Below are 24,056 nucleotides of genomic sequence, written 5' to 3' on the forward strand. Positions count from 1 at the left end.
GCGAGCATAACAACATAAAAGGTCTTGAATATGGAACTGCAAACGTTAGCGCCCAAGCGCATGCTGGACAAAGTCGCCGGTGCCGGTGCATGGATAGGAGGAGCCTGCCTGTTAGTTTCCTCGATGCTAATTGTGATCGATCTGGTCATGAGAAAGTGGATAGGCTGGTCGATAGGCGGATCGGATGAAATTGCCGGATACGTACTGGCAATAGTCAGTGCGTGGGCATTTCCGATTACGCTGCTGCGTCGCTCCCACATTCGGGTGGACGTTATTTATACCCATTTATCGCGTCGGGCCCGCATCGGACTGGACCTGTTTGCATTGGTATGCATGGGTGTGTTTGTCGCAGTATTGACTTATCACGCGTGGCAGGTTTTGGCCGATTCGATTTCCTTCAATGCAGTATCGAATACGCCGCTGCAGGTGCCGCAGTGGATTCCTCAATCGCTGTGGTTCGCTGGGTACGTGTTCTTCCTGGTCACTATCGTGGTTTTGATAGCCTGCGCCATTTATCTGATTATCAAGCAGAGGCCCCGCGAGGTTAGTGCATTGATCGGCATCAACTCGGTAGAAGAAGAAATCAATGAAGAGCTGGTCCTTGAAAAGGACCTGAGTCCAACCAACCAGGCTTTGGCCGCCGCGGAGAAATAAGTCATGCTGTCTTTTACCGTTCTTCTATTATTGGGCCTGCTCGCAATGAGTGTGACTGCCGCCGCTACAGTGGGGGTATTGGGTTTGGCGCTCTCAGAGTTATTTTCACCATTGCCTCTGAGCAATGCCATCGGTGAATTGGCTTGGGGCTCCAGTGCTGAATTCCTGCTGGTCGCTATCCCGCTTTACGTCCTCATGGGCGAACTGCTCGTGTGTTCTGGCATTGCTGGTCGGATGTACGGCGCAGTGTCAAAATGGGTTTCCTGGCTCCCCGGTGGGCTGATGAATGCCAACATCGGCGCGTCAGCGCTTTTTTCTGCCACCAGCGGGTCCAGTGTGGCAACTGCGGCAACAATCTCGACCCTGGCTCTACCGGAACAACGCAAAGCAGGGTACAACGCGCCCCTGTTTTTGGGATCAATTGCGGCAGGAGGGACCTTGGGGATTTTGATTCCACCCTCGATTAATATGATTGTGTTTGCTCTGATCGCCAACGTTTCCGTTCCCAAGCTTTATCTGGCAGCAACCGTACCGGCACTAATTCTGACCACTATGTTCGTATTGCTGATTATCGGCATCAGTATCGTGCGTCCGAGTGTAGCAGGCAAGCGTGTCCAGGTGACATGGCAAGAGCGGATAGAAAGCTTACCTCATTTGTTGCCCCCACTGGTCATCTTTGCGTTGGTAATTGGTGTTATCTATAGTGGTGTTGCCACCGCCAGCGAATCGGCTGCACTGGGTGTGATCGCAGCGCTTGGACTGGCCTGGTCAAAGCGGTCGCTAAGCCTGGCCACACTGCGACATGCCTTTGAGTCCACCATGCGCACAACCGGTATGATCATTCTGATCACACTATCGGCGTTCTTTCTCAACTTCGTGCTTTCTTCTATCGGCCTGACCACTGAACTGGTCGATTTTGTGGTTGGGCTGCAACTGTCCCCCATGGGCACGATGCTGGCGTTGATCGCATTTTATATTCTTCTGGGATGCTTTATGGATACGCTGGCGATGATGGTGATGACTGCACCCCTGACTGTGCCGATTGTCGTGGCAATGGGATTTGATCCAATCTGGTTCGGTGTCATGCTAATCCTGCTGTGTGAAATGGGTCAATTGACTCCTCCATTCGGCATCAATCTGTTCGTGGTCCAGAGTATCCGTGCTGAAGGCAAGTTCATTGATGTGATTATCGGCGCTTTGCCTTTCTGCTTGGTGCTGTTGGCTTTGCTCGGCATGCTTTTGGTGTTGCCGCAGATTGCCCTGTGGCTGCCGTCACAGTTCTCCGTCTCATAATTGGCCATGCAGCCGCAGCAGCAATGAACTTTTCGATCGCTATTTCAATTGTGCTATTTAATGAGTGAAAAAAATATAATGAATACATCCATTGCAACTACCGTACAACTTCGTTGCGAAATCGCTGACGAGGCCTCATTTGCGCCTTATGGCATGCTGGTCCGGCGCCCGGATAATGTGGCTGCAAATTTGGCTAGCGGCGCGGTTGAGTCGTGGCTATTGCCTTTTACTTCGGGGTCAGAGCCGCAGATTATGTTCAACCGATATCATGACAAGGGCCGCGAATTTTCCGTTATGGAAAAGCACTTGAAGGTGAGTCAATGTTTCTTCCCACTGGGTGGCGTTCCCTATATTATGGTTGTGGGCAAGGGAAGCGTCGAACAACAAACAGTAGGGCCGGAGGATGTCAGGGCATTCTATGTCGATGGCGACTGCGGAGTACTCCTGTGGCAGCACGTGTGGCATTCGCTTGCCCGTTTTCCTGTGGGTGCGCCGTACATTGATCTGGCTTTCATCACGGATCTGGAAACGCAAAATGAAATTGAACGGCATCTGGCCGGTGGCGTGCGCCCAACGCAGACTGAATTTATTGATTTTATGCAAACGCATCAGACACGATTTTTGGTGCAGGACCCGCAGGGTCCGCGATCCTGAGGAATATACGATCGTAAAGCCTTGGCGTACACGCTACGGCAAACAAAAGGCGGGAACAATTCCCGCTTTTTTGTTTGCCTGCGATTATTTGATTTACTGTTGCATTTGCAGTTGATGCTGCTGAAGCACCTGCGCATGCCAGTCGGTATGGGTCTGCCATTGGATGGCGGCATGTAAAATGGCGGCATCCTGCCCGTAGGCTGCGACAAACTGCATGGAGGTAGGGCGCCGGTCCTGCGTGATGCCGTTGGGAACGGCAATGGCACAACCCTGGATCAGATTGACAAAGCGCGTATAGATGCCCAGCGCTCGCTGGGGATCAAATTGCGTCAGTCTGACGGCGGGCGTGCTTGTCGTAGGCAGGACCAGAACCCGCCCAACGGGCAGCAGGGATTCGATCTGCTCGCGGTATTGAGCTGCGCGATTGAGCAGACTGAAATAGGTAGAGAGGTCTGTTCGGCCCGACTGCATGAGGCTTTCGCGTACTGCATCATCCAGTGGCGCGTCCGGATCATCCACCCATTGCCGATTATTCAGATACCCTTCGGTACCCGAGATACCCACCCAGGTCTGTGACATTTGCGCGAAGCTGACCGGGATGCTGGTGACGCAGGTCGGAAAGCCTAGCGCCTCGCAACGCGCCTGGCTATCGCGATAACTGGCCATCATGTCTGCATCAGCTTCGGGCAGGCTGGCGTCATCTAAAAAGACCAGGGTGGGTACAGGCTGTTGTGCGGCCTGCTCCAGTCCTCTTTCCAGCGAATGACGCCGTGCTGCCGGTAACATCGCCTGATACAGCACACGTACATCGGCAGCGGTGCGAGCCATTGGCCCGACAACGTCAAAGCGCTGGCTGAGCGCTGCCACGCCTTCCGTGCTGACCCATCCCGGGGATCCCTTGAGTCCCGTAATGCCACACCAGGAAGAGGGGATACGTACGGAACCGCCGGTATCCGTTCCCAACGCGGCCGGCACTAATCCGGCCGCGACTGCGCAAGCCGAACCGTTGCTGGATCCACCAGAGAAAAAGGCATCAGATGCGTCAATCGGATTGAGCGGGCGGCCCAGGGGACTGACTCCCCAGCCGCTCATCGCAAATTCGGTGGTATGACTTTTGCCGGCAATAACAGCTCCTTCACGGATCAGATTGGCGATGACAGAAGCATGTTGCTGCGGTTGCAGATTGACTGCGCGGCAACCAAGACGCGTGGGCATGCCGGCGACATCGATCAGGTCTTTTACTGCGAGCGGCACGCCACGCAGTAGCGCTGCGTCGTGGCTACGTACAGAGGCGTCCTGAGCAGGCTCATCTGCAATATGCACGAAAGCGCGTACATTTTCATTACGTTCCCGCAAGAATTGCATTCTGTCACGCGTCACTGCTGTCTGTTCGGGTTCCGTTCGCAGGGTTCTGCAGTTATCGATCGAATCCAGGAATAAAGCCATCAAAAACCTCCTTTGTCTTGGTATGTTGCTGGGGAATCTACCCAGGCTTCATGCGCTAGGCAGACTGCATTAAGTGAATAGTTGAGGATACAGGGAAACGTTAAAGTCGAAGAAAAAAAAATTTTTATCAAATAAACGGCTCCGGGTTATCACAATTGCGCAGAGCGGACTACAGACTTTGTTGCACATTGGCCCGTTAAATGACAAAATCTCCTGTTCAGGCTGTACGATTGCGCCAGGAGATGCCAATGACAAAAGAAACCAATTCCGTTCCCAGAAAAAAAGCATTGTCTGCTCAGGTCGCCGACGAATTGCGCGCGCGTATTGAGCGCGGTGAATATGCACCAGGCGACAAACTGCCCACTGAACCTGTCCTTATCCAGCAGTTCGGTTTCAGCCGGACCGTCATTCGCGAGGCCATCGCCGCTTTGCGAGCTGATCGCTTGCTTGAATCACGGCAGGGTGCCGGTGTATTTGTGCTGACCCCACCCGAGCCATCTGAGCTGATGCTGCTTCTGGCTCCCGCTTCGGACAGAATTTCAGACATCATAGAAGAGCTGGAACTGCGTATTGGGATAGAAGTGGAGGCTGCGGGATTGGCAGCGGCCCGCAGATCTCCCGCTCAGGAAGCCGAAATCCTGCACCAGATTGAACGGTTTGCGCAACTGAGCCATGAGGGCAAGCCGACGGACGAGGCTGATTTTTGCTTTCATATGGCAATCGCGGCTGCGACCAACAATGCGCGCTTTAAGACGTTCCTTGAGCATATCGGCCGTCGCATGATCCCACGAGTGAAATTGCGCAGCATCACGGGAGGAGTGGATCTGCCCAGCCGGGATCATACGATCCTCGCAGAGCACTCGGCGATAGCGGATGCCATCAGCGCTGGCGACACTGAGCTGGCGCGCGAAACGATGCGCACACATTTGCAGATCGGTCTGCAACGCTATCGGTCGATGGCACGCAAGGTTGGTGTTCTTCTTCCTGACCAGAAAGCTGACACGATTAAATCATGATTGCGCTGTAGATATCACAATTGCGATTGACAGCCCCTCTAAATTCATACTATGATTTAAATTAATTCATATTATCAATTTAGAGGACTACGACGCATTATGTCTCCGCAGGAAATAAAAAAACGTATTTCGACTGGCTTGCTTTCCTTTCCCGTAACACATTTCAACGAGGATCTCAGCCTGAATCTGGACAGCTATCAGTCCCATGTCAACTGGTTATCCGGGTTCGACGCTGCCGGGTTATTCGCTGCGGGTGGTACTGGTGAGCTATTTTCGCTGACCCCCCAAGAGATTGCCAATACCACAAAAGCGGCTAAGGAAGCAGCGGGTGAAATGCCGATTATCGCTGGCTGCGGCTATGGGACGGCACTTGCCAAGGATATTGCGCGGCTGGCGGAAGAGGCGGGCGCTGATGGCCTGTTGCTGCTTCCTCATTACCTTATGAATGTGCCCCAGGAAGGAATTTACCAGCATGTAAAGGCCGTTTGCGAGTCTACCGGACTGGGCGTAATAGTGTACAACCGGGCCAATTCAGTCGCTACGGCCGATACGATTGCCCGTCTTGCCGATGCGTGTCCAAACCTGATCGGTTTCAAGGACGGTACAGGCAAAACGGATCTGGTGCGCCATATCACTGCCAAGCTGGGCGAACGCCTTTGCTATGTAGGGGGCATGCCCACCCATGAGCTGTTCGCGCAAGGCTTCAATGGCATTGGCCTGACGACATATTCTTCAGCCGTATTCAATTTTGTGCCAGGCATGGCTGTGCGTTTCTATAACGCCTTGCAAGCCAACGATAACGCGACCATGGACGAAATACTCGAACGATTTTTCTTCCCGTTTGTGCAGATCCGCGACCGTCAACCCGGCTATGCCGTCTCAGCTATCAAAGCAGGGGTGGAACTGATAGGGCGCACGCCTGGCCCGGTACGTTGGCCATTGACGAATCTGGATGCGCAAGAAAAGGAAATGCTCAAGGAACTGATCGACAGTGTTAATGACTTGCAATAATCATTAACCACAACTGCAATACAAAGTTATCCCGGCCATGGCGTCGGGATACCCTGGACAACCTGTCATGGAGAACAACATGGTCTTAAATGGCGAAATGCTCATTGGTGCAAGTGCCGTACGTGGAAACGCAGGCAATCAACTTGCATTCAATCCCACCACCAATACTGATATCCCAGAACCTGTATTTAACCTTGGCGCTCGCCAAGAGGTCGAACGCGCAGCACAGCTGGCTCACGACGCGTTTGATTATTATCGCAATTTGCCATTAAGCCGTCGCGCTGCATTTCTGGAGTCCATCGCCGACAACATCATGCAAATCGGTGACATCCTGCTGGAACGGGCACACGCTGAAACAGGCCTGCCTATCGCCCGGCTGCAAGGCGAGCGTGGCCGCACGGTCGGTCAGTTGCGCCTGTTTGCCAAAGTGGTGCGTGATGGTCACTTTTTGTCTGCCACTATTGACTCTGCTGAACCGGATCGTCAACCGCTACCGCGTGCTGATTTGCGACTGGTCAAAATACCCTTAGGGCCGGTTGCCGTCTTTGGCGCCAGTAATTTCCCTTTGGCCTTTTCCGTTGCTGGAGGTGATACCGCTTCTGCTTTAGCTGCCGGCGCGCCGGTGATTGTCAAGGCTCATAGTGCCCATCTGGGGACGTCGGAACTGGTTGGGCGCGCGATACAGAAAGCGGTAGGTGAGCATCAATTGCCCGAAGGCGTATTCTCGCTGCTTTTTGGAAAGGGGCGTGAAGTGGGTGAACAGCTTGTCGCTCATCCAGTTATCAAAGCAGTGGGATTTACGGGCTCTCGTCAGGGCGGATTGGCATTGGTGAACATCGCCCGCAATCGCCCTGAACCCATTCCTGTGTACGCCGAGATGAGCAGTATCAATCCGGTCTTTATTCTGCCGGCAGCCCTGAACCTGCGTGGCGCTGAAATTGCGCGGGGTCTGGTCGATTCACTGACAATGGGGGCAGGCCAGTTCTGCACCAACCCTGGTTTGGTCTTGGCGATCGACAGTCCAGAGCTTGAGCAGTTCATCCACTCAGCCACCGATGCCGTGATCGGAAAAGAAGCACAAACAATGCTGACTGGTCCGATTCATGAAGCCTACGACGCAGGCAATGCCAAGGTGCAAATGGCAAGCGGAGTGCAAACAGTGGCTATGGGCCAAGATGCGGATGGCAAGCCGAATGCGGCACGCGCTGCGCTGTATGCGACCGACGCTGCGCACTTCCTGGAGAATCCGGATCTGCATGCGGAAATGTTCGGACCGGCCACCATCATTGTTCGCGCCAGGGATATGGATGAGCTTTTGCAGATTACGCAAGCTTTAGAGGGACAACTGACTGCCACCTTGCAAATTGAGCCGGCCGATTATGCCGCTGCAGCCCGCTTGATGCCACTGCTTGAGCGCAAAGCGGGTCGAATTCTGGTTAACGGCTTTCCTACAGGTGTCGAAGTTTGCCATGCTATGGTTCACGGTGGGCCGTTTCCCGCCAGTTCCAATGCCATGTTTACTTCGGTAGGTGCAACCTCTATAGATCGCTTCCTGCGCCCCGTGTGTTATCAGGATATGCCAGATCAATTGCTTCCTGAGGCACTAAAACAGAACAATTCATCTGAGATTTTTAGAATGCTTGACGGGCAATTGCGCAAGGATTGACCCATTGCAGGATTGCGAAAAAATAGATTATCTGAATGTTTCCCAGGCCTTCATCAACCGTAAGTTAATGCGCCGTGAATAACTGTTGATGGATAGGCAAGGGTAGTGTTGCTACACTGCTATCTCCAATATTTTGAAGGTGGCTTGCGATGATGCGGAGTAATACTGGTTTAGTGTTTTTCCTGATCCTGCTTTGTGTGTTGTTCGGTCGTAGCGCCGGCGCGCAATCCTCCGCAGAGCCGGCTGTATATCCGCAACAGCCCATTAACCTGATTGTGGGATGGTCTCCCGGTGGAGCCGTAGATCTGCTGGCACGTCAGTTGGGAACCGTCCTATCGAAAGATTTGGGAAAATCAATCGTTGTCGAGAACAGGGCCGGCGCCAGCGGCACGATCGCTCATGCTCAGGCGGTTCGCGCAAGGCCTGATGGCTATACCGCCATTCTTGCGTCCAATAGCACATTTGTTATCGGGCCGCATCTTTACAAGAAATTGCCATACCAGCACGAGAAGGACTTGGCAGCCGTGTCGTTGGTCGCTGCCAGTCCTCTGGTCCTGGCGGTCAATCCCGCTTTGAAGGTCTCAACGCTGGAGCAACTTCTGGTTATTGCTCGTGAACGTCCCGGTCGTCTGAACTTCGCTTCGGGAGGGCAGGGATCCACTAGTCATCTGGCTGCTGAATTGTTGATGTCCCTGACTGGTATTCAAATGACCCATATTCCTTACCAGGGAGGTGCACCCGCAGCGAGCGCAGTCATGTCTGGAGAAGTAGACATAGCTTTTCTCGATCTGGGTGTCTCTCTGCCGTTTCTGAGTTCGAACCGCTTCTTGGCATTGGCTGTATCCAGCGACAAGAGGTCGACCCTTCTGCCTGAAGTGCCAACCGTTGCCGAGTCCGGGGTGAAGGACTTTGAAGTTACGACCACCTTCGGTTTGTTTGTCCCTGCACAAACCCCAGCAACTGTGGTTCAGCGACTTAATGCCGCGACCGTTAAAGCAATTAATGATGAAAAGCTACAACAGAAACTGGTGCAGCAGGGCGTGGTAACAATAGGTTCGACTCCCGCCGAGTTACGAGACTATACGGCCAGAGAAAGTTCGCGTTGGGGAAAAATCATTGACGAACGCCATATCACGGTGAAATGACATGAAACAAAGTGCTTGCCGCGTTCTGATTCTTGGTGCTGGGGCTATCGGTTGTGCCACTGCTGCATTTCTGAGTGCGCGAGGTATTCCTGTCGCTATGTGGTCTCCGACGGCCGGGCGTTTACACAAGAAGAAAGGTAGGGCGCAGTTCGAGTGCGTAGGGGCCGTCAATGCTTCGGTCACGGTCGATTGCCTGGGCCATCTCGATTCGCTATCTGATTACTCTCATATCTTTGTTTGTTTACCAGCGTCCCTCTATCAGCAAGTACTGACGTCTGCCGGGCAATATTGGAAGGATGGCCAGACCATCATTGTCAGCGGCGCACTCTCGCTGGTGCCGCTGTGGATCAAGAGCATGGCCGCAGCGAATAACGTTTGTGTGACGACAGTAGGTTGGGGTACGACGCTAACAACCGCCCATTTTCTGCCTGATGGACGCTTGCATATCAATGCATTGCGTGACCGGATTGATATGGCCTGGCTCCCGGCTCGCAGTGTTGTTGCAACCGAAGCAGGCGATGAACCCGGTGCGCAGGATCACGTGGTCGGGGCACAAAGCGCTTATGTCGATTGCCAACAATTTTTCGGCGACAGATTTTTGCTTACGGACAGTTTGTTGGCCTGCACACTGGCTAACATCAACCCGATCGCGCACGCAGCAGAAGTGATTCCCAATCTAACCCGGATGGATAGGGGAGAGGCTTGGCAACTTTTTGGAAACTTTACAGGCGTGGTTGCCAATATGGCAGAGGCACTGGATCAAGAACGGTTAACGCTGGCGCACCGATTGGGATTTACGCTGCCTACGCTGGCGCAGCACTATCAGCGTTCCTATCATGTGAAATGCGGCCCACTAAATGAGATGGCACAGGCGATCGAAGAACGAGGCGCTGGCCCATTGGGTCCAGGTCTTCTGGAACATCGTTATGTGCTGGAAGACGTGCCATTTGGATTGGTATTTTTGGAGCGCCTGGCCCAGGTGAGCGGCGTGCCGTGTCCGACATTATCCGCTTGCATTACGCTACTGGAGGCTGTCTACAAGCGATCTTTCCGGGATCAGAATTTTTTAATGGCCTCATTGTTACCGGAGGCAATGTCAATTGAAGAACTGCTAGGAGCGTGTAAAAGCGCATGTGCCGCATCATGAAAGCGCTCAATGATGTCGGTTTGATGAAATTGAGTTCGATGTACTACAACAATAGGGATTGAATCCGGTAGCTCTTTTACCGAAAGAGCTACTAGTGTACCTTTGCTCAGGCTTTCTTTTACAGTGCGCTGCGCAAGCAGACTTAGGCCATGGCGCTGTTGGACTAGTTTGAGGTTCGTGATCGCGTTCATCGATTCGATCACAGGGGCGATAGGGGGCAAGTTTTGGTTAAGTAGTAGTTGCTCCAGCATCAAGCGCGCTTGTGTCGGTCGTGGAGGAAGCACCCAGGATTCACGTCTTAAGTCCTGCCACGTCCAATCGTCGGATCTGCGTTGAAGGGCTGCTGGATGATCGGGCGCGCAAACCACGATCCACTGCTCGTGGCAGACGGGACGAATAAGAAGGCCATCCTGGCACAGGCTGCCTAATTCGGAGGCAGTATTCATCGTAATCAACACGTCTATTTCGCCACTTTCCAACTTGCGTTGAGTATCATCCAGACGTCCTTCAACAATTTGAATCGGCGCAAGTGTGCCATGTTGTGCCATGACACGCAGGATATCGGGGAGTAAAGACCACGCTATGAAGGGCGGCGCGCCGATTCGCAGCACTGGCTCGTGGCTCAGTTTTCGGTCGCGCAGGTCATCAGCCAGGTTGGCCACCTCGGACAACAGCAGGCGGGAGCGATGCACCAGAATATTGCCGTCGTGCGTTAGGCTGACGCCGCGGCCATGACGCTCGAATATAGTGACACCCAATAGCGTTTCTATTTCACCGAGTCCTTTGCTAACGGCTGCGGTACTCACGCAGAGCTTTTCGCCGGCGGCACGCATGCTACCCAAATCGGCCAAAACAGTGAGCAATTCGAACTGCCGCATTCGCAGCGAGGCGATCATTCGATAAGTTGAGTCGTGCATTCCATTACCTTGATGCTCATTTCTTGAACAGGAGCGTGCGTAGCGATCCGCACAACGTTTTGTTTATTTTACGGTGGATTGCGAATTTCTCGCACGATGCAAGGAACTACGGAAGTTTACTTTGTCAGAAAAGAACGACGCGAGTCGTAAGTACGGGAGCGGCATCAGTTTGTTAAACCGGGGGGATCTGATTTTCGGAAACGGTATTTAAACTTCGGGATGGGGCCTACGGTAAAGAGCAGAATCTCAGCCACGGATGGAATACGGTTTTCGTCATACCTACAGTAAGGATCGGTCGTAGCAGAGTCTTTTTCTATATACTTAATATTCGCATAATATATATTATGTAAAGTTATATATTTGGTTAGTCCAGCCGTGTATCAATAACTGAATGATCGATGGATATACCATACTCCAGATGAATAAAGGGATAACACCCTGCCTTGGCCCTCGGCTGTGGAAAGCTTAATCAAAATTTTTGCGCAATTTTGCAGCCAAACCAAAATCTGTGTGCGCCGTGCCAACCAAAACGTATCCTGCTGACTCGTAAAACAGCTGCGCGTACTCATTAGCAACAACATGCACGCTGGTGGCGCCAAGTCCCAAGGCGCGCACTTCAGCCGCTCTTAGTAGATGCTTACCGATTCCTCGTCGCCACTGCGAAGGCAATACAAACAGATCTTCCAGCTCGGCTACCGTGGTGTGTTTCCCTGGTATTATGGTTGTGAATCCGACGAGCCTCCCCGCCAGTTCTGCAATGATGACATGATTCAAATGAACTTCAGGCACGCATCGTGCTTCCGGTAGTTCTCGCAGTTCGTCTTTGTATTTCCCCCATGCCATCGTCGAATTGAGTTTGAGAATACCCAGGCCGGCCAGATCTGTCTTACTTGCATTCCGTAAATTAATATGCGCGTTCATGTTATTCACTATGTTCAGCTTCTTTGCCGAGAATGACGGATCAATCGAAACAATTGCCGATTTGGTCTAATGAGCAAGGAATGTCCTTTAGGGTCATAAGTTGATGGCTCAATCGTACTACTTAAATTTGCGTTCTCCGTCCCGTGCATACCCCGTTGGCTTGAAAGACAGCGATGCGCACTATGAACGCAGGTGCAAATCGCACGAAAACGCCTTAAATTCTGTTTTCTGCCGAATAAAGCGCAATTTGATCCGGTGATACAAAAGTTTCAACTGAAATACTGTGTAATCATGCTACTATTTTTTCGTTTCGCCTGTTCTGTCTGTCGCTGCATGCCTGGGCCGCCGTAAAGGTGTGCTGTTGTTCAGCAAAGGCCCGGTAAGCAGACACAGCGGCACGGGGACTGTGAATCCTCCCATCCCCTGCTCCGTTTTTTACTCGATGCCATGATTAAATCCGTCAGTATTTCAACATTGGATCCGCAGCGCCGCTTTGTTCGGGCACCGGTACTGACCTTGCTGATACTGCTTTTGCTTGCCATAGTGCTTGCCGGCTGTTCACCGGGTGATGGTGCTGACACACCGGCACCCAAGGCCGAAGGTCCGCCCGAAGTTGGCGTAGTTACGCTCAAATCACAACGCATCACCTTTGCCACCGAACTGCCTGGGCGCACTGTTGCGCCGGTCATCGCGCAAATCCGTCCCCAGGTCAACGGGATTGTCCAGAAGCAGCTGTTCACCGAAGGTTCACAGGTAAAGGCAGGACAGGTGCTTTATCAGCTGGATCCTGCTGTTTACGAAGCCGAGTATGCCGTTGCCAGAGCCAATGTAAAGAAGGCCGACTCTACCTATGCGAATGCCCGCACCGTGGCCAGGCGCAATCGCGAGCTGGTGCGTATTGATGCAATCAGTGCGCAGATAAACGAGACCTCACAGGCCGAAGCACAACAGGCGGCGGCCGATCTGGCCGTTGCCAAAGCGCAGGAACAGCGCGCCAAAATCAATCTAGACTATACCCGCATTGTGTCGCCCATCGACGGCTGGATTGAACTGTCTAATGTCACGCCGGGTGCGCTGGTCACGGCCAATCAGGATACCGTGCTTACCATTGTTCAGAAACTGGATCCGCTCTATGTGCATGTAGCGCAGTCATCGGCTGAATTATTGCAGTTGAAGGACGACATTGCCGCTGGCCGGCTGCAGGCAACGGCAGACAATGATGCGGCCATCCGGTTGCGGCTGGAGAACGGGCGCCTGTATCCGCAGCCGGGACGCCTGACGTTCAGTGGTGTCACCGTCAATCCCGGCACAGGTTCGATTACATTGCGCGCCAGCGTACCCAATCCGGATCGGGTACTGATGCCGGGCATGTATGTGCGGGCCGTATTGGAAAACAATACGGGTGATCAGTCTTTGTTGGTGCCGCAACAGGCCATTACCCGCCGGCCTGATGCCAGCACAGTTGCGTTGGTGATTGACGCCGACGATAAAGTACAGGAACGGCCTGTCGTGGTCGGACGCGCAATTGGCGACAGTTGGCAAGTGCTGGAAGGCCTTGCGGCGGGCGATCGGGTTGTGGTGACCGGTTCCCTGCATGTCCGGCCAGGCACTGTCGTGCGGCCGGTAGAAACCACAAGTAAACCGGGTTAGGGATCGGCGCATGGCACAGTTTTTTATCAGCCGTCCGATTTTTGCATGGGTGCTTTCCATTGTCATCATGCTCGCCGGGCTGGCGTCGATCCAGACCTTGCCGCTTGAGCAATATCCCGACATTGCACCACCCCGGGTAGCGATCACTGCAACGTATACTGGCGCGTCGGCCAAGACAGTGGAAGACTCGGTGACGCAGGTCATTGAACAGCAATTGAAGGGCCTGGATAATCTGCTGTATATGCGCAGCACAAGCAATGCTGCCGGACGGGCGCGGATCACACTCACTTTTGACGCGGGTACGAATATTGATGTCGCGCAGATGCAGGTGCAGAACCGCCTGCAGCAGGCCATGTCGCGCCTGCCCCAGCAGGTGCAAAGCCGCGGGGTGACCGTCACCAAAGGTGGTGAAGAATTCCTGATGATCGTCTCGCTCTACTCGGATGATGGCAGCGCCTCACCAGTCGATGTAGGGGACTATATTACAAGCAATCTGGTCGATGTCATCAGCCGGATCGATGGTGTCGGTGAAGTGCAGACACTGGGCACAGGCTATGCCATGCGTATCTGGCTGGATCCGCGTAAACTGCTCAGCTATAACATGATGCCGGCCGATGTGACCGCAGCCATTGAAAAGCAGAATGTGCAGGTGTCCGCGGGGCAATTGGGGTCACTGCCGGCTGTCAGCGGACAGCAGTTGAATGCCACAATTACCGCACGCAGCATGCTGCAGACCGAAGAAGATTTTCGCAATGTGGTCCTGCGTGTCGCGCCCGATGGCGCCATTGTGCGGATCAGCGATGTGGCCCGGGTTGAACTCGGGGCAGAGAATCTGACGATTCGTTCGGCACTGGGTGGCTTGCCCGGCGCTGGCATGGGTATCATTACTGCAGACGGCGCCAACGCGGTGGAAGTGGCGCAGCGGGTGCGCGACAAACTGGCCGAACTTGAACCGTTTTTCCCCAATAATCTAAAAACCTTTATCGGCGTTGATTCCACGCCGTTTATCAGCGCATCCATCGATGAGGTGGTCAAGGTACTGCTCGAGGCAATGGTGCTGGTGGTGCTGGTTATCTATCTGTTTCTACAGAATATTCGCGCCACGTTGATTCCTGCTATTGCGGTTCCCGTTGTATTGCTCGGGGTTTTTGGCGTCTTGTCGATAGCCGGGTTTTCGATCAATACCCTGACGCTTTTTGGTATGGTACTGGCCATCGGCCTGCTGGTTGATGATGCCATTGTGGTGGTGGAAAATGTGGAACGCGTCATGCATGAACAGGGACTCTCGCCGCGTGAAGCGACCCGCAAGTCCATGCGTGAAATTACGCCCGCGCTGGTCGGCATTACACTTGTATTGTCGGCTGTGTTTATCCCCATGGCGTTCTTTGGCGGTTCCACTGGTGTCATTTACCGACAGTTTTCTATTACGATAGTCTCTGCCATGGTGCTCTCGGTTATCGTGGCTCTGACGCTGACCCCTGCCCTTTGTGCCAGTCTGCTTAAACCGGTAAAAAAAGGCGAACATATTGATCCGTCGCACGCGCGCAAGGGCTTGTTTGGCTATCTGGATCGCTTCTTCGTTGGCTTCAATCGTCGTTTTGACCGCACGGCAGATCGGTATCAGGACACAGTAGCCGGGGTTGCCAAGCGACCGCGGCGCGGGCTCATCGCCTATCTGATTATTGCGATTGTCATGGCGTTGCTGTTTTTGCGCTTGCCCACATCCTTTCTGCCGCCCGAAGATCAGGGGGCAGTTCGACTGCAGGTGACCTTGCCTGCAGGTGCGACAGATGCGCGGCTGCAGCCGATTATGCGGCAGATTGAGCAGTATTTTCTGAAGCAGCCAGATGTGCGCAGCATCACCACCATTACCGGCAGAAGTGGCGATCAAAGCTCGGCACGAGCCTATGTGATGCTCAAAGACTGGAGCTTGCGGCCTTTGCCGGAACAGTCGTCTGCGGCCATCGCCAGAAAGGCCACCCGCGACCTGGCCCATATCCGCGATGCCCGGATTATCGCCACCCTGCCGCCGATCGTGCGCGGCCTGGGTTCAAGCTCGGGGTTCAACTTTTTTCTACAGGATGTCAACGGCCTGGGTCACGAAGCGCTGGTGCAGGCCAGCCGCGACGCATTGCGATTGCTTAGCGAGCGTCCCGAATTGATGAACGTGCGCATTGATGCGCCGGAAGATACCGCGCAGTTTGCCGTGAAAATAGACGATGCCCGCGCTGGCGCCTTCAGCCTGGCGACCGATGCAATCGACAGTACCTTATCGACGGCCATGGGCGGAACCTATGTGAATGACTTTCTGGATCGCGGTCGGGTCAAGCGCGTCTATGTCCAGGGCGATACACCATTTCGTATGCTGCCAAGCGATATCGATCAATGGAACGTGCGCAACACCCTGGGCCAGATGGTGCCGTTTCCCGCCTTCTCCAGCACCAGTTGGACCTTTGGCTCACCCGAGCTGAGTCGCTATAACGGCAGCCCCAGTCTTGAATTCCAGGGCGATGCAGCGCCTGGCGTGAGTTCGGGCGCCGCCATGCTGGCGGTCGAGGAGGTATTGCAGCAAATGCCGGCCGGCATCGGTTTTGAATGGACCGGCGCCTCGCTGCAGGAGCGTATTTCGGGCGCGCAGGCCCCCCTGCTCTACGCCGTTTCCATTCTGTTTGTATTTTTGTGCCTGGCCGCGTTGTATGAAAGCTGGTCCGTGCCGTTCGCCATTATTCTGGTGGTGCCCTTGGGCATTGTCGGTGCACTTCTGTTTACGGCCTTGCGTGAATTGCATAATGATGTCTTCTTCCAGGTCGGGTTGCTGACCACCGTCGGGTTAACCTCAAAGAATGCGATCTTGATTGTCGAATTTGCCAAACAGCTGCAGGAACGCGGACACGCGGTTCTAGAAGCAACGCTGATCGCGGTGCGCCAGCGCCTGCGTCCCATTCTGATGACCTCGCTGGCCTTTGGTTTCGGTGTGTTGCCATTGGCCATCGGCACCGGCGCTGGCGCGGGGGGCCGTCACGCGATCGGCACTGCTGTCCTGGGTGGGATGATCGTAGGCACTGCGCTCAGTCTCTTTTTTGTGCCGCTGTTCTTTGTGCTTGTACGCAGCTTCAGGCGCAAACGGCATTCGCATGACGACCATCCTGGCGCGCATGCGCCAGACAGCACTTCAGGCACGACATCATGAAAACATTGATGAACCCCCTGTGCAGATCAATTGCATTTGCCATACCGTTGCTGGCTTTGACCGCCTGCGTAAATCTTGCGCCCGAATACCATCAACCGACGGCTCCTGTGACAGGTACCTGGCCCCAGAATCCTGCAGCCAACAGCGGCCCAGCCCAACCGGCAGCAAACGAACTGGACTGGCTGACTTTTTTCACCGATGCACGCCTGCGCGACGTGGTCCAGCTTGGCTTGAGAAATAACCGTGATTTGCGGATCGCGACCATCAATATTGAACGGGCCCGCGCGCAATACGGCATTGCCAGCGCCGATGGGCTGCCGGCAATCGGCGTCGATGCCCAAGCCAGCCGCAGCCGCACGCCGGCCAGTGTCGCCAATTCCGGTGAGACCACCCTGTCATCCCGTTATAACGTCGACCTGGGCCTGACTAGCTACGAGATTGACTTTTTTGGAAAAATCCGCAACCTGAAGGCTGCGGCGCTGCAACGCTACCTGGCGGCGCAGGAAACCCGGCGCAGTGCGCAGATCAGTCTGGTCAGCGAAATCGCGGCAGCCTGGCTACAGCTTGAGGCAACGAGTCAGCAGCTTGCGCTGGCCCGCAGCACCCTGGTCAATCAGCAGAAGTCGCATGATCTGATCCGCCGCAGCCACGCATTGGGCGCCGAATCGGGACTCACGCTGGCACAATCGCAAACCACGGTCGATGCCGCCCGTGTCAAGGTCGCCGAATATGAAACCCAGTTGGCGCAGGATAAAAATGCCCTCACCCTGCTGGCGGGTGCGCCGGTTCCCTCTTCTCTTTTGCCGCCTACGGAGTTTGCGCTGCAGGCGCGAGCAGTAACTCGTCTGGTCATGCCACCGGCGGGTCTGCCTTCCAGTGTGCTGCAACAGCGACCAGATGTTCTGGCTGCCGAACATGATTTGATCGCCGCCCATGCAGATATCGGTGCGGCCAGAGCGGCCTTTTTCCCGAGCATTTCGCTGCTGGGATCAGCGGGAACGGCCAGCAGCAGTCTTTCTGGCCTGTTTTCTGGCGGCACGCTGGCGTGGAGCGTGGCTCCGTCATTGCGCTTGCCTATCTTCGACGGCGGGGCCAATCGCGCCAACCTGGATTTGACAAAAGCACAAAGAGAAATTCTGCTTGCCACATACGAAAAAGCTATCCAGACGGCTTTTCGCGAGGTTGCCGATGCATTGGCCGTGCGCACCTCCATTGCAGCACGGTTGCAATCGCAGCAATCGCTGGTCGCCTCTAGCTATCGCAGCTTTCAGTTGTCCAGTGCACTGTTTACGCGCGGCGGTGGTTCGGGTTTCCTGGAGGTGCTCGATGCCCAGCGCGCATACTATGCGGCGCAGCAGGATATGATCACGCTCGGGCTGCTTGAGCAACTGAACCGGCTGGCCCTGTTCAAGACGCTGGGTGGTGGCTGGCAGCCCGTTGCGACGACCACAACCGCTTCCACATCGTCGCGCTGAACCGATCTGCTTTAATGCCGTGCGTAACGGATGTCCTGCGAACCGACCCACCTGCCAGGCAGACATTTTCGGCACATCTTGACGCTTTTTACCAATCAGATGCAGACGGTTGCTCAGCGCATTTTCCAGTACAGGCGCAGGGTCATCGCCCTATTGTACTGACTGGAAGTGTTATAACAATAATGCTAGTTCCTTTTACGCAGTTACCTAAACAGGAGTCAGACATGGCGGTTGAAAAAGTACTTTATGTTGCACACGCAACGGCGACAGGTGGACGCGACGGACGTGCAGTGTCTTCGGACAATGTGCTGGACGTGAAACTGACCACACCCAAAGAATTGGGCGGCGCCGGCGGTACCGGCACCAATCCTGAACAGCTTTTTGCAGCGGGATATTCGGCCTGCTTTCTGGGTGCGCTCAAACTGGTCGCTTCACGCGAAAAAGTTAAATTGCCGGACGATACCCGGATTGACGGCAGCGTAGGAATCGGGCCCATTGCACAGGGGTTTGGCATTGAGGTGGAACTGAAAATTTCCGTGCCTGGCGTGGAACGCAGCGTAGCTGAAGACCTGGTCAATAAAGCGCATGTGGTGTGTCCCTATTCAAACGCAACACGAGGCAATGTAGACGTAACGCTGACGGTGGTGTAACACTGCGGCGGTCTGTCGCGATCCTGTCGCGTCATCCACGCGATGTCGCGACAGGCGCTTAATAATAATTAATAACGCAATAATGCGCCAGCCAGGTTTCCCCGTCCGCTTGAACCATCCTCCCGCCCCGCTCTTGCGCTTGGGTTCCCCGTAATTTTTTGCACGAAACGCTTGATCGCGTGAAATGGTGGCAATCACAGTCACAATCGCACCCATGTCGTTTGCCGTGTCATGACTCGGCCCATCGGCGGTGACGGCCTGCACGAACGGCTCCGGACAGAAATTTCACATATTGACGATTACTGATTTTCGCGCAACAATCCTTTGTCAGGGGCGCTATTTTTCTTTAGGATCAGGCCTCTTATACTGTCTTTCGTACACTACCGTCTGGGATTGAACAGCACAAGCATCACTGTCATCGCAGAAAAACCATAAGGACACGTGGCAGAAAAACGCCTTCGTGTTTTCAACACCACCGATAGTCACGAGTAGTGACTTTTACGAGAGATATTCGAATGAACATACCCACTTTTGGACTTGGCACCTTTCGCCTCAAGGGACAAACCGTCATCGATTCTGTAACGGCCGCAATCGAGCTGGGTTACCGGGCGATCGATACCGCGCAAATCTATGGCAACGAGGCGGACATTGGGCAGGCGTTAGACGCCAGTCCTGTAGCGCGTGATCAGTTGTATCTGACGTCAAAAATCTGGACAGACAATTATGCTGCAGACCGACTTATTCCAAGTTTGAAAGAAAGCCTGCATAAGCTGCGCACCGACTATCTGGACCTGACGCTGATCCATTGGCCCTCACCGGGCAACGCGGTACCTGTAGCTGAGTTCATGGGTGCGCTGGCGCAAGCACAGGATGAGGGCCTGACCCGGCAAATCGGCGTATCCAATTTCACCATTGCTTTGTTGCGAGAAGCCATTGACGCAGTAGGCGCCGGGCAGATTGCCACCAACCAGATTGAGTTGCATCCGTACCTGCAAAACAGGAACGTTGTGGCGTTTGCGCGCAAAAATGATATTGCCATTACCTCCTATATGACACTTGGCTATGGCAAGGTGTTGCACGATCCGGTGATACAGGCCATTGCGCAGCGCCTGCAGGCAACGCCCGCTCAGGTGGTGTTGGCATGGGCCATGCATAGCGGTTTCGCCGTTATCCCCTCTTCAACCAAACGCGCACATCTGCAAAGCAATCTTGCGGCACAACAGCTGCAATTATCCGAAGCAGATATGACGGCGATTGCCGCGCTTGACCGCAACGAACGGATTACCAGCCCTGAAGGCCTGGCTCCTGACTGGGACGATTAAATATATGCAAAAGGCTGGCGTTTTGATGACCAATTCCGACGATCTGCTGACGTTTGTCACCGTCATTGACAGCGGTTCCATCAGCGCGGCAGCCGAGCAACTGAGCCTGACACCGTCAGCAGTCAGTCGGACCTTGTCCCGGCTTGAGCAGAGCCTGGAGACGACCTTGCTTAACCGCACCACCCGCCGCATGCATCTGACCGAAGAGGGCCGCTTTCTGCTGGAGCATGCCCGAATCATTGTTGCACGGATGCAGGACATGCAGGAGACCCTTGCCACCAGGCGACAATCTCCGGCCGGACGGTTGCGGGTGAACGCCGCCTCGCCATTCATGCTGCACATGATCGTGCCGTATATTGGTGTATTTCGACAGAACTATCCACATATCGAGTTGCAGCTCAATACCCATGACCTGAATATTGATTTGCTGGAGCAAAGCACCGATGTTGCTATTCGGATTGGCGCGCTGCAAAACTCGACGCTCCACGCCCGCTCGCTGGGCGGCAGCGCACTCCACCTGTTGGCCAGCCCCGATTATGTATCCCGTTGCGGCTCGCCTCAGACGGTAGCCGCGCTGGACGAACATACTTTGCTGGGTTTTACCCAGCCCGACAGCCTGAATCTATGGCCCGTTCGTCGTGCCGGCACTTCTGACAGACTGATGATTACACCGGACGTAGCAGCCTCCAGTGGCGAAACGTTGCGACAATTGGCCCTGGCCGGACAGGGCATTGTCTGTCTGTCCGAATTCATGACGTATGACGATATCCGCGATGCTCGCCTGGTGCCGATTCTGCCCATGTTGACAGAAAAACAGGTTCAGCCGATTCATGCGGTGTATTACCGGAACTCGCCACTGGCCCTGCGGATTCAAAGCTTCATCGATTTTATGCAGAAGACGCTCGCAGCCCAACCCTGGAACCGCCGGTAACCAATTGGTTATTGAGCCGTGAGGGATAACTGGGCGTGGACCTGCGGCTTGTCCCACACGGCCCTGCCCTGCCGTTCAGGCACACTGCATGCCCGTCTGGGCGCGCCAGGCAATCGCGAAGCTGCCGGAGGTACCAACCGGCTGCTTTATGGGCGTGCGCGATAGCCATAACCAGGTCCCGTCCTGGCTGAAATTTGCATAGTGCCGGACGCGGCCGGTCAGGGACGGATGATGGTTCTGATGCGGCCGGAACGCATGCGCTGACTCTGACCGCCCTTGATAACAGACGTTTTCTGGATACGGCCGATGCCAGCCGCACCCTGTCCGGTTAGCGGGTTGACTGCATAATTGTTATAACGGACCTCATAATGCAAATGTGCACCGGTCACTTTTCCGGTATCGCCCAGATGGCCGATCACTTCGCCTTTATCTACAACCCGGCCCACAGCCAGGCGCGGTGCAAATTTCTGCAAATGCGCGTATAGCGTTTCATAACCCGAACCATGCTCCACGATCACGGTATTGCCGTAGCCGCCCTTGGTGCCGGCGAACGACACCTTGCCGCCCAGCGTCGTTTTGACCGGACTGCCTACCGGCGCGACCAGATCCACACCCGCGTGAAAGCGCAACTGATTGTATATGGGGTGCATGCGCAAGCCAAAACGGGACGAGACATAACTCTTGTCCAGTGGCGAGGACAGAAAACCCATGATTTTCAGGTCCAGTTTCAGGGACGGCCCACACCCCTTGCTGCTGCACCCTTTTGGCGGATCCAGGTCATCAGCCAGCCCCCGTATGGTTTTAACATCGGAATCGACTGTTGGTACGTCGGGCGCCGTGTCCAGGTCTTCATCGGATTGGGCCAGCGCGGGCAGCGCGTGCATGATGGCAGCCAAGCAGCCAAGCAGCATCAGCGCGAGCCTGCCGGCGCGACTCAGCCCGGCGTGCATGAAAGGAAATGGGTGTGTATATACATGAAAATGCATTTTACTTATTTCAGCTCAATCGCAGCACAAATCCGTGTATAGTTTTTGTTTCTACCCATTTTCCAATTGCACAGCGATGCCTGGACAAGGCCTTTACTGAAAGGCGCCCTTCACTCCGAATGGCTCCTTTTGGCCGAGACTATCCGGCAATGCGCAGCGAAAACTGCCCTATGCTCAGACTTACCGTGATCCTTTCCCTGCTTGTTGGCCTGAGTGCCTGCTCGGACCAGCAGGACGATGAGCGTTTGCGACTGGCGCTTATGTCCGATTGCACGGTGACGCGTGCCTCCCTGTTGCTTAGCGGCAAGTACGTCGACAAGCAGGCGCTGGCGACCATTGAGCAAGAGTGCCTTGCGGCCTACGCCACATTGATGCAGGACGTATCGGCGCAACAACTGCGTGATCAGCAGACCGAAGTCTATGACAGCTTTCAGCGGGCATACCGCATGAAATATTCGCTGCACGATGTCTTTGATAATCTGCCCCCTGCTTCCAAAACCACGTACAAGAAACTGGCAACCACGCTTTTCGGGCTGAAAAAAGAGGACATCGGCTTATGAAAGATATCCGTGATCGCATGCGTCTAATAAAATATCTGATTGCCGTGCTGTTCGTATTGATTGCGCTGGCTTTTCTATGGACCAGCATGAGCCGACCTCACGAAACTGCGGGCGACTACTCGCAGTTCGACAAGGAACGGGCCATTATTGCCTGCATGACCGCCCAGTACGCAACCAGTTACATGGACGATCCGGCCGAGACGGATATGTTTCCGGAGTGCGAAGCGCGCTTCGCAAAACTCAAGGCGACATTGCCATACGCCGAATATGTTCGTATTCAGCAAACACCGGTGTCTGCCGAGTCTGGCCCGGTGCACATGCAGCCCTACGAAGTGTTTCTACAGATTATGACCGGCATGGATCGCTGATTCCTCTGCCATTATGTTTATTGATAATTGTTCCAAAGGACGTGTTTTAAAAATGCAAAAGAACAAAAGAAAAACAATGCTTGCTCTGGCCCTTGCCAGCCTGACTGCCAGCAATCTGGTACTGGCTACGCCTGCTGCTCATGCCGACGAGAGCAAATGGCCCGAACACCCGTTGAACCTGATTGTACCTTTCGGCCCCGGCTCTACACCAGACCAGATTGCGCGCATTATTGCACGCAGCGCCGAGAAAAAACTGGGGCAGCCTATTGTGATAGAGAATAAAGCCGGCGCCGGCGGCAATATTGGTACGAACCAGGTGGCCAAAGCCAAACCAGATGGCTATACGTTCGGTATTTCCATTACCGGCCCGCTGGTGAATAACCAGTTTATTTACAACAACTTGCCATATGACCCGGAAAAGGATCTTGCTCCGCTGACCATGGCTGTGACGCAACCGAATGTGATTGTTGTGACAAAACAGTCGGGCATCAAGACCTTGAAGGAACTGATCAGCAAAATCCAGGCCGAGCCGGACAAACTGAATTTTGCGACATCGGGCAACGGCACGGGCTCGCACCTTTCCATAGAACTTATGCTGCAGGCCGTCAATGGCAAGGCGACCGCTGTGCCGTATCCGTCTTCGCCCGCCGCGCTCAATTCACTCATAGCAGGCGATACACAGTTTACCGCGCTGGCGCCTATTGCCGTGCTGCCTCTGGTCAAAGAAGGACGACTGGTTGCATTGGCGCAGACCAGTGCGCAACGCAACAGCTCCCTGCCGGATATTCCCACGGTGTCAGAGGCCGGTGCACCCGGCATTGAAGGCGCAGCCTGGTCCGGCTTCATTATTTCGTCAAAAGTGCCAATCGGCATCCGCAATACGCTTACCGACGCGCTGTTGACTGCGCTCAGGGATCCCGAAGTAGGCAAGCAGCTCAAGGCGATTTATATGGACCCCGTACCGAGCACGCCTGAAGCGTTTCGCGATTATATGAATCAGGAAAAATCGCGCTGGCAGCCCTTGATTGAAAAGCTGAATTTGAAAATCAATTGA

The 24,056-nt window shown here is 54.4% G+C and carries 21 protein-coding genes; 17 read left to right on the plus strand and 4 right to left on the minus strand.

The window, feature by feature from the left end; all coding sequences use genetic code 11:
- The first annotated feature begins 30 nt into the window (after nucleotides 1-30).
- From EV681_RS10425 to EV681_RS10435, 3 genes are all read left to right on the plus strand, one after another.
- Entirely contained in the window at nucleotides 31-654 is a 624-nt protein-coding gene (locus EV681_RS10425) for a TRAP transporter small permease subunit (protein ID WP_128394171.1), read from the plus strand.
- Between the two features lie 3 nt (nucleotides 655-657).
- Nucleotides 658-1,947, plus strand: coding sequence for a TRAP transporter large permease (locus tag EV681_RS10430; RefSeq protein WP_128394170.1), 1,290 nt, complete (start codon nucleotides 658-660; stop codon nucleotides 1,945-1,947).
- A gap of 78 nt (nucleotides 1,948-2,025) precedes the next feature.
- Nucleotides 2,026-2,601: an ureidoglycolate lyase gene (locus EV681_RS10435; protein WP_128394169.1), complete on the plus strand. Its 576-nt coding sequence runs from the start codon at nucleotides 2,026-2,028 to the stop codon at nucleotides 2,599-2,601.
- 93 nt (nucleotides 2,602-2,694) lie between these two features.
- Here EV681_RS10435 and EV681_RS10440 read toward each other — a convergent pair whose 3' ends face one another.
- Nucleotides 2,695-4,047, minus strand: a complete 1,353-nt coding sequence (locus EV681_RS10440; RefSeq protein WP_130303884.1) for an amidase — start codon at nucleotides 4,045-4,047, stop codon at nucleotides 2,695-2,697.
- Between the two features lie 248 nt (nucleotides 4,048-4,295).
- Here EV681_RS10440 and EV681_RS10445 point away from each other — a divergent pair, with 248 nt between their 5' ends.
- From EV681_RS10445 to EV681_RS10465, 5 genes are all read left to right on the plus strand, one after another.
- A complete protein-coding gene (locus tag EV681_RS10445) occupies nucleotides 4,296-5,063 on the plus strand; it encodes a FadR/GntR family transcriptional regulator (RefSeq protein ID WP_207227028.1) in 768 nt (255 codons plus the stop codon).
- A 99-nt stretch (nucleotides 5,064-5,162) separates the two neighbouring features.
- Nucleotides 5,163-6,074 carry a 5-dehydro-4-deoxyglucarate dehydratase gene (kdgD, locus tag EV681_RS10450; RefSeq protein ID WP_128394167.1) on the plus strand — a complete coding sequence of 304 codons (912 nt, stop codon included), beginning with the start codon at nucleotides 5,163-5,165 and terminating at the stop codon, nucleotides 6,072-6,074.
- Nucleotides 6,075-6,153: 79 nt separating this feature from the next.
- Nucleotides 6,154-7,740: an aldehyde dehydrogenase (NADP(+)) gene (locus EV681_RS10455; RefSeq protein ID WP_130303885.1), complete on the plus strand. Its 1,587-nt coding sequence runs from the start codon at nucleotides 6,154-6,156 to the stop codon at nucleotides 7,738-7,740.
- Nucleotides 7,741-7,889: 149 nt separating this feature from the next.
- Nucleotides 7,890-8,885 (plus strand): Bug family tripartite tricarboxylate transporter substrate binding protein, encoded by a 996-nt coding sequence (locus tag EV681_RS10460; protein WP_128394165.1) that lies wholly within the window; start codon nucleotides 7,890-7,892, stop codon nucleotides 8,883-8,885.
- Between the two features lies 1 nt (nucleotide 8,886).
- A complete protein-coding gene (locus tag EV681_RS10465; RefSeq protein ID WP_130303886.1) occupies nucleotides 8,887-10,032 on the plus strand; it encodes an NAD/NADP octopine/nopaline dehydrogenase family protein in 1,146 nt (381 codons plus the stop codon).
- Here EV681_RS10465 and EV681_RS10470 read toward each other — a convergent pair.
- Together EV681_RS10470 and EV681_RS10475 are read right to left on the minus strand one after the other, a co-directional pair.
- On the minus strand, nucleotides 9,942-10,949 hold the full coding sequence (locus EV681_RS10470; protein WP_128394163.1) for a LysR family transcriptional regulator: 1,008 nt from the start codon (nucleotides 10,947-10,949) through the stop codon (nucleotides 9,942-9,944). The two genes, EV681_RS10465 and EV681_RS10470, sit on opposite strands and share 91 nt — an antisense overlap.
- 465 nt (nucleotides 10,950-11,414) lie before the next feature.
- On the minus strand, nucleotides 11,415-11,870 hold the full coding sequence (locus tag EV681_RS10475) for a GNAT family N-acetyltransferase (RefSeq protein ID WP_128394162.1): 456 nt from the start codon (nucleotides 11,868-11,870) through the stop codon (nucleotides 11,415-11,417).
- A 447-nt stretch (nucleotides 11,871-12,317) separates the two neighbouring features.
- Here EV681_RS10475 and EV681_RS10480 point away from each other — a divergent pair, with 447 nt between their 5' ends.
- The 6 genes from EV681_RS10480 to EV681_RS10505 all read left to right on the plus strand — a co-directional run bounded on the left by EV681_RS10480 (nucleotide 12,318) and on the right by EV681_RS10505 (nucleotide 21,088).
- The gene (locus EV681_RS10480) at nucleotides 12,318-13,520 is read left to right on the plus strand and encodes an efflux RND transporter periplasmic adaptor subunit (RefSeq protein WP_130303887.1); all 1,203 of its coding nucleotides are present in this window, start codon (nucleotides 12,318-12,320) and stop codon (nucleotides 13,518-13,520) included.
- A gap of 10 nt (nucleotides 13,521-13,530) precedes the next feature.
- Entirely contained in the window at nucleotides 13,531-16,710 is a 3,180-nt protein-coding gene (locus EV681_RS10485; protein ID WP_130303888.1) for an efflux RND transporter permease subunit, read from the plus strand.
- Complete coding sequence (locus EV681_RS10490; RefSeq protein ID WP_130303889.1) at nucleotides 16,707-18,185, plus strand: efflux transporter outer membrane subunit; 1,479 nt, start codon at nucleotides 16,707-16,709, stop codon at nucleotides 18,183-18,185. Before EV681_RS10485 ends, EV681_RS10490 begins: the two co-directional genes overlap by 4 nt.
- Nucleotides 18,186-18,409: 224 nt before the next feature.
- Nucleotides 18,410-18,835, plus strand: a complete 426-nt coding sequence (locus EV681_RS10495; protein WP_128394158.1) for an organic hydroperoxide resistance protein — start codon at nucleotides 18,410-18,412, stop codon at nucleotides 18,833-18,835.
- 515 nt (nucleotides 18,836-19,350) lie between these two features.
- Nucleotides 19,351-20,157 carry a 2,5-didehydrogluconate reductase DkgB gene (gene dkgB / locus EV681_RS10500; protein ID WP_130303890.1) on the plus strand — a complete coding sequence of 269 codons (807 nt, stop codon included), beginning with the start codon at nucleotides 19,351-19,353 and terminating at the stop codon, nucleotides 20,155-20,157.
- 22 nt (nucleotides 20,158-20,179) lie between these two features.
- A complete protein-coding gene (locus EV681_RS10505; protein WP_165393002.1) occupies nucleotides 20,180-21,088 on the plus strand; it encodes a LysR family transcriptional regulator in 909 nt (302 codons plus the stop codon).
- A gap of 218 nt (nucleotides 21,089-21,306) precedes the next feature.
- Here the strand turns inward: EV681_RS10505 and EV681_RS10510 are convergent, their stop codons facing one another.
- Nucleotides 21,307-22,074 (minus strand): M23 family metallopeptidase, encoded by a 768-nt coding sequence (locus EV681_RS10510; protein ID WP_128394155.1) that lies wholly within the window; start codon nucleotides 22,072-22,074, stop codon nucleotides 21,307-21,309.
- Nucleotides 22,075-22,244: 170 nt separating this feature from the next.
- Here EV681_RS10510 and EV681_RS10515 point away from each other — a divergent pair, with 170 nt between their 5' ends.
- From EV681_RS10515 to EV681_RS10525, 3 genes are all read left to right on the plus strand, one after another.
- Nucleotides 22,245-22,634 (plus strand): hypothetical protein, encoded by a 390-nt coding sequence (locus EV681_RS10515; protein WP_130303891.1) that lies wholly within the window; start codon nucleotides 22,245-22,247, stop codon nucleotides 22,632-22,634.
- Nucleotides 22,631-23,002, plus strand: coding sequence for a hypothetical protein (locus EV681_RS10520; protein WP_128394153.1), 372 nt, complete (start codon nucleotides 22,631-22,633; stop codon nucleotides 23,000-23,002). Before EV681_RS10515 ends, EV681_RS10520 begins: the two co-directional genes overlap by 4 nt.
- A gap of 76 nt (nucleotides 23,003-23,078) precedes the next feature.
- Complete coding sequence (locus EV681_RS10525) at nucleotides 23,079-24,056, plus strand: Bug family tripartite tricarboxylate transporter substrate binding protein (protein ID WP_242612192.1); 978 nt, start codon at nucleotides 23,079-23,081, stop codon at nucleotides 24,054-24,056.

This window comes from Advenella incenata, from assembly GCF_004217095.1.
GTDB classification, from domain to species: domain Bacteria; phylum Pseudomonadota; class Gammaproteobacteria; order Burkholderiales; family Burkholderiaceae_B; genus Advenella; species Advenella incenata.

Bases quoted from the DNA above. Each gene is read 5' to 3' on its own strand.
- EV681_RS10440 (WP_130303884.1), bottom strand. From the start codon at position 4,047: ATGGCTTTATTCCTGGATTCGATCGATAACTGCAGAACCCTGCGAACG.
- EV681_RS10510 (WP_128394155.1), bottom strand. From the start codon at position 22,074: ATGCATTTTCATGTATATACACACCCATTTCCTTTCATGCACGCCGGG.
- dkgB (WP_130303890.1), top strand. From the start codon at position 19,351: ATGAACATACCCACTTTTGGACTTGGCACCTTTCGCCTCAAGGGACAA.
- EV681_RS10455 (WP_130303885.1), top strand. From the start codon at position 6,154: ATGGTCTTAAATGGCGAAATGCTCATTGGTGCAAGTGCCGTACGTGGA.
- EV681_RS10445 (WP_207227028.1), top strand. From the start codon at position 4,296: ATGACAAAAGAAACCAATTCCGTTCCCAGAAAAAAAGCATTGTCTGCT.
- EV681_RS10465 (WP_130303886.1), top strand. From the start codon at position 8,887: ATGAAACAAAGTGCTTGCCGCGTTCTGATTCTTGGTGCTGGGGCTATC.
- EV681_RS10495 (WP_128394158.1), top strand. From the start codon at position 18,410: ATGGCGGTTGAAAAAGTACTTTATGTTGCACACGCAACGGCGACAGGT.
- kdgD (WP_128394167.1), top strand. From the start codon at position 5,163: ATGTCTCCGCAGGAAATAAAAAAACGTATTTCGACTGGCTTGCTTTCC.
- EV681_RS10430 (WP_128394170.1), top strand. From the start codon at position 658: ATGCTGTCTTTTACCGTTCTTCTATTATTGGGCCTGCTCGCAATGAGT.
- EV681_RS10520 (WP_128394153.1), top strand. From the start codon at position 22,631: ATGAAAGATATCCGTGATCGCATGCGTCTAATAAAATATCTGATTGCC.
- EV681_RS10485 (WP_130303888.1), top strand. From the start codon at position 13,531: ATGGCACAGTTTTTTATCAGCCGTCCGATTTTTGCATGGGTGCTTTCC.
- EV681_RS10460 (WP_128394165.1), top strand. From the start codon at position 7,890: ATGATGCGGAGTAATACTGGTTTAGTGTTTTTCCTGATCCTGCTTTGT.
- EV681_RS10475 (WP_128394162.1), bottom strand. From the start codon at position 11,870: ATGAACGCGCATATTAATTTACGGAATGCAAGTAAGACAGATCTGGCC.
- EV681_RS10470 (WP_128394163.1), bottom strand. From the start codon at position 10,949: ATGCACGACTCAACTTATCGAATGATCGCCTCGCTGCGAATGCGGCAG.
- EV681_RS10525 (WP_242612192.1), top strand. From the start codon at position 23,079: ATGCTTGCTCTGGCCCTTGCCAGCCTGACTGCCAGCAATCTGGTACTG.
- EV681_RS10435 (WP_128394169.1), top strand. From the start codon at position 2,026: ATGAATACATCCATTGCAACTACCGTACAACTTCGTTGCGAAATCGCT.
- EV681_RS10515 (WP_130303891.1), top strand. From the start codon at position 22,245: ATGCTCAGACTTACCGTGATCCTTTCCCTGCTTGTTGGCCTGAGTGCC.
- EV681_RS10480 (WP_130303887.1), top strand. From the start codon at position 12,318: ATGATTAAATCCGTCAGTATTTCAACATTGGATCCGCAGCGCCGCTTT.
- EV681_RS10425 (WP_128394171.1), top strand. From the start codon at position 31: ATGGAACTGCAAACGTTAGCGCCCAAGCGCATGCTGGACAAAGTCGCC.
- EV681_RS10490 (WP_130303889.1), top strand. From the start codon at position 16,707: ATGAAAACATTGATGAACCCCCTGTGCAGATCAATTGCATTTGCCATA.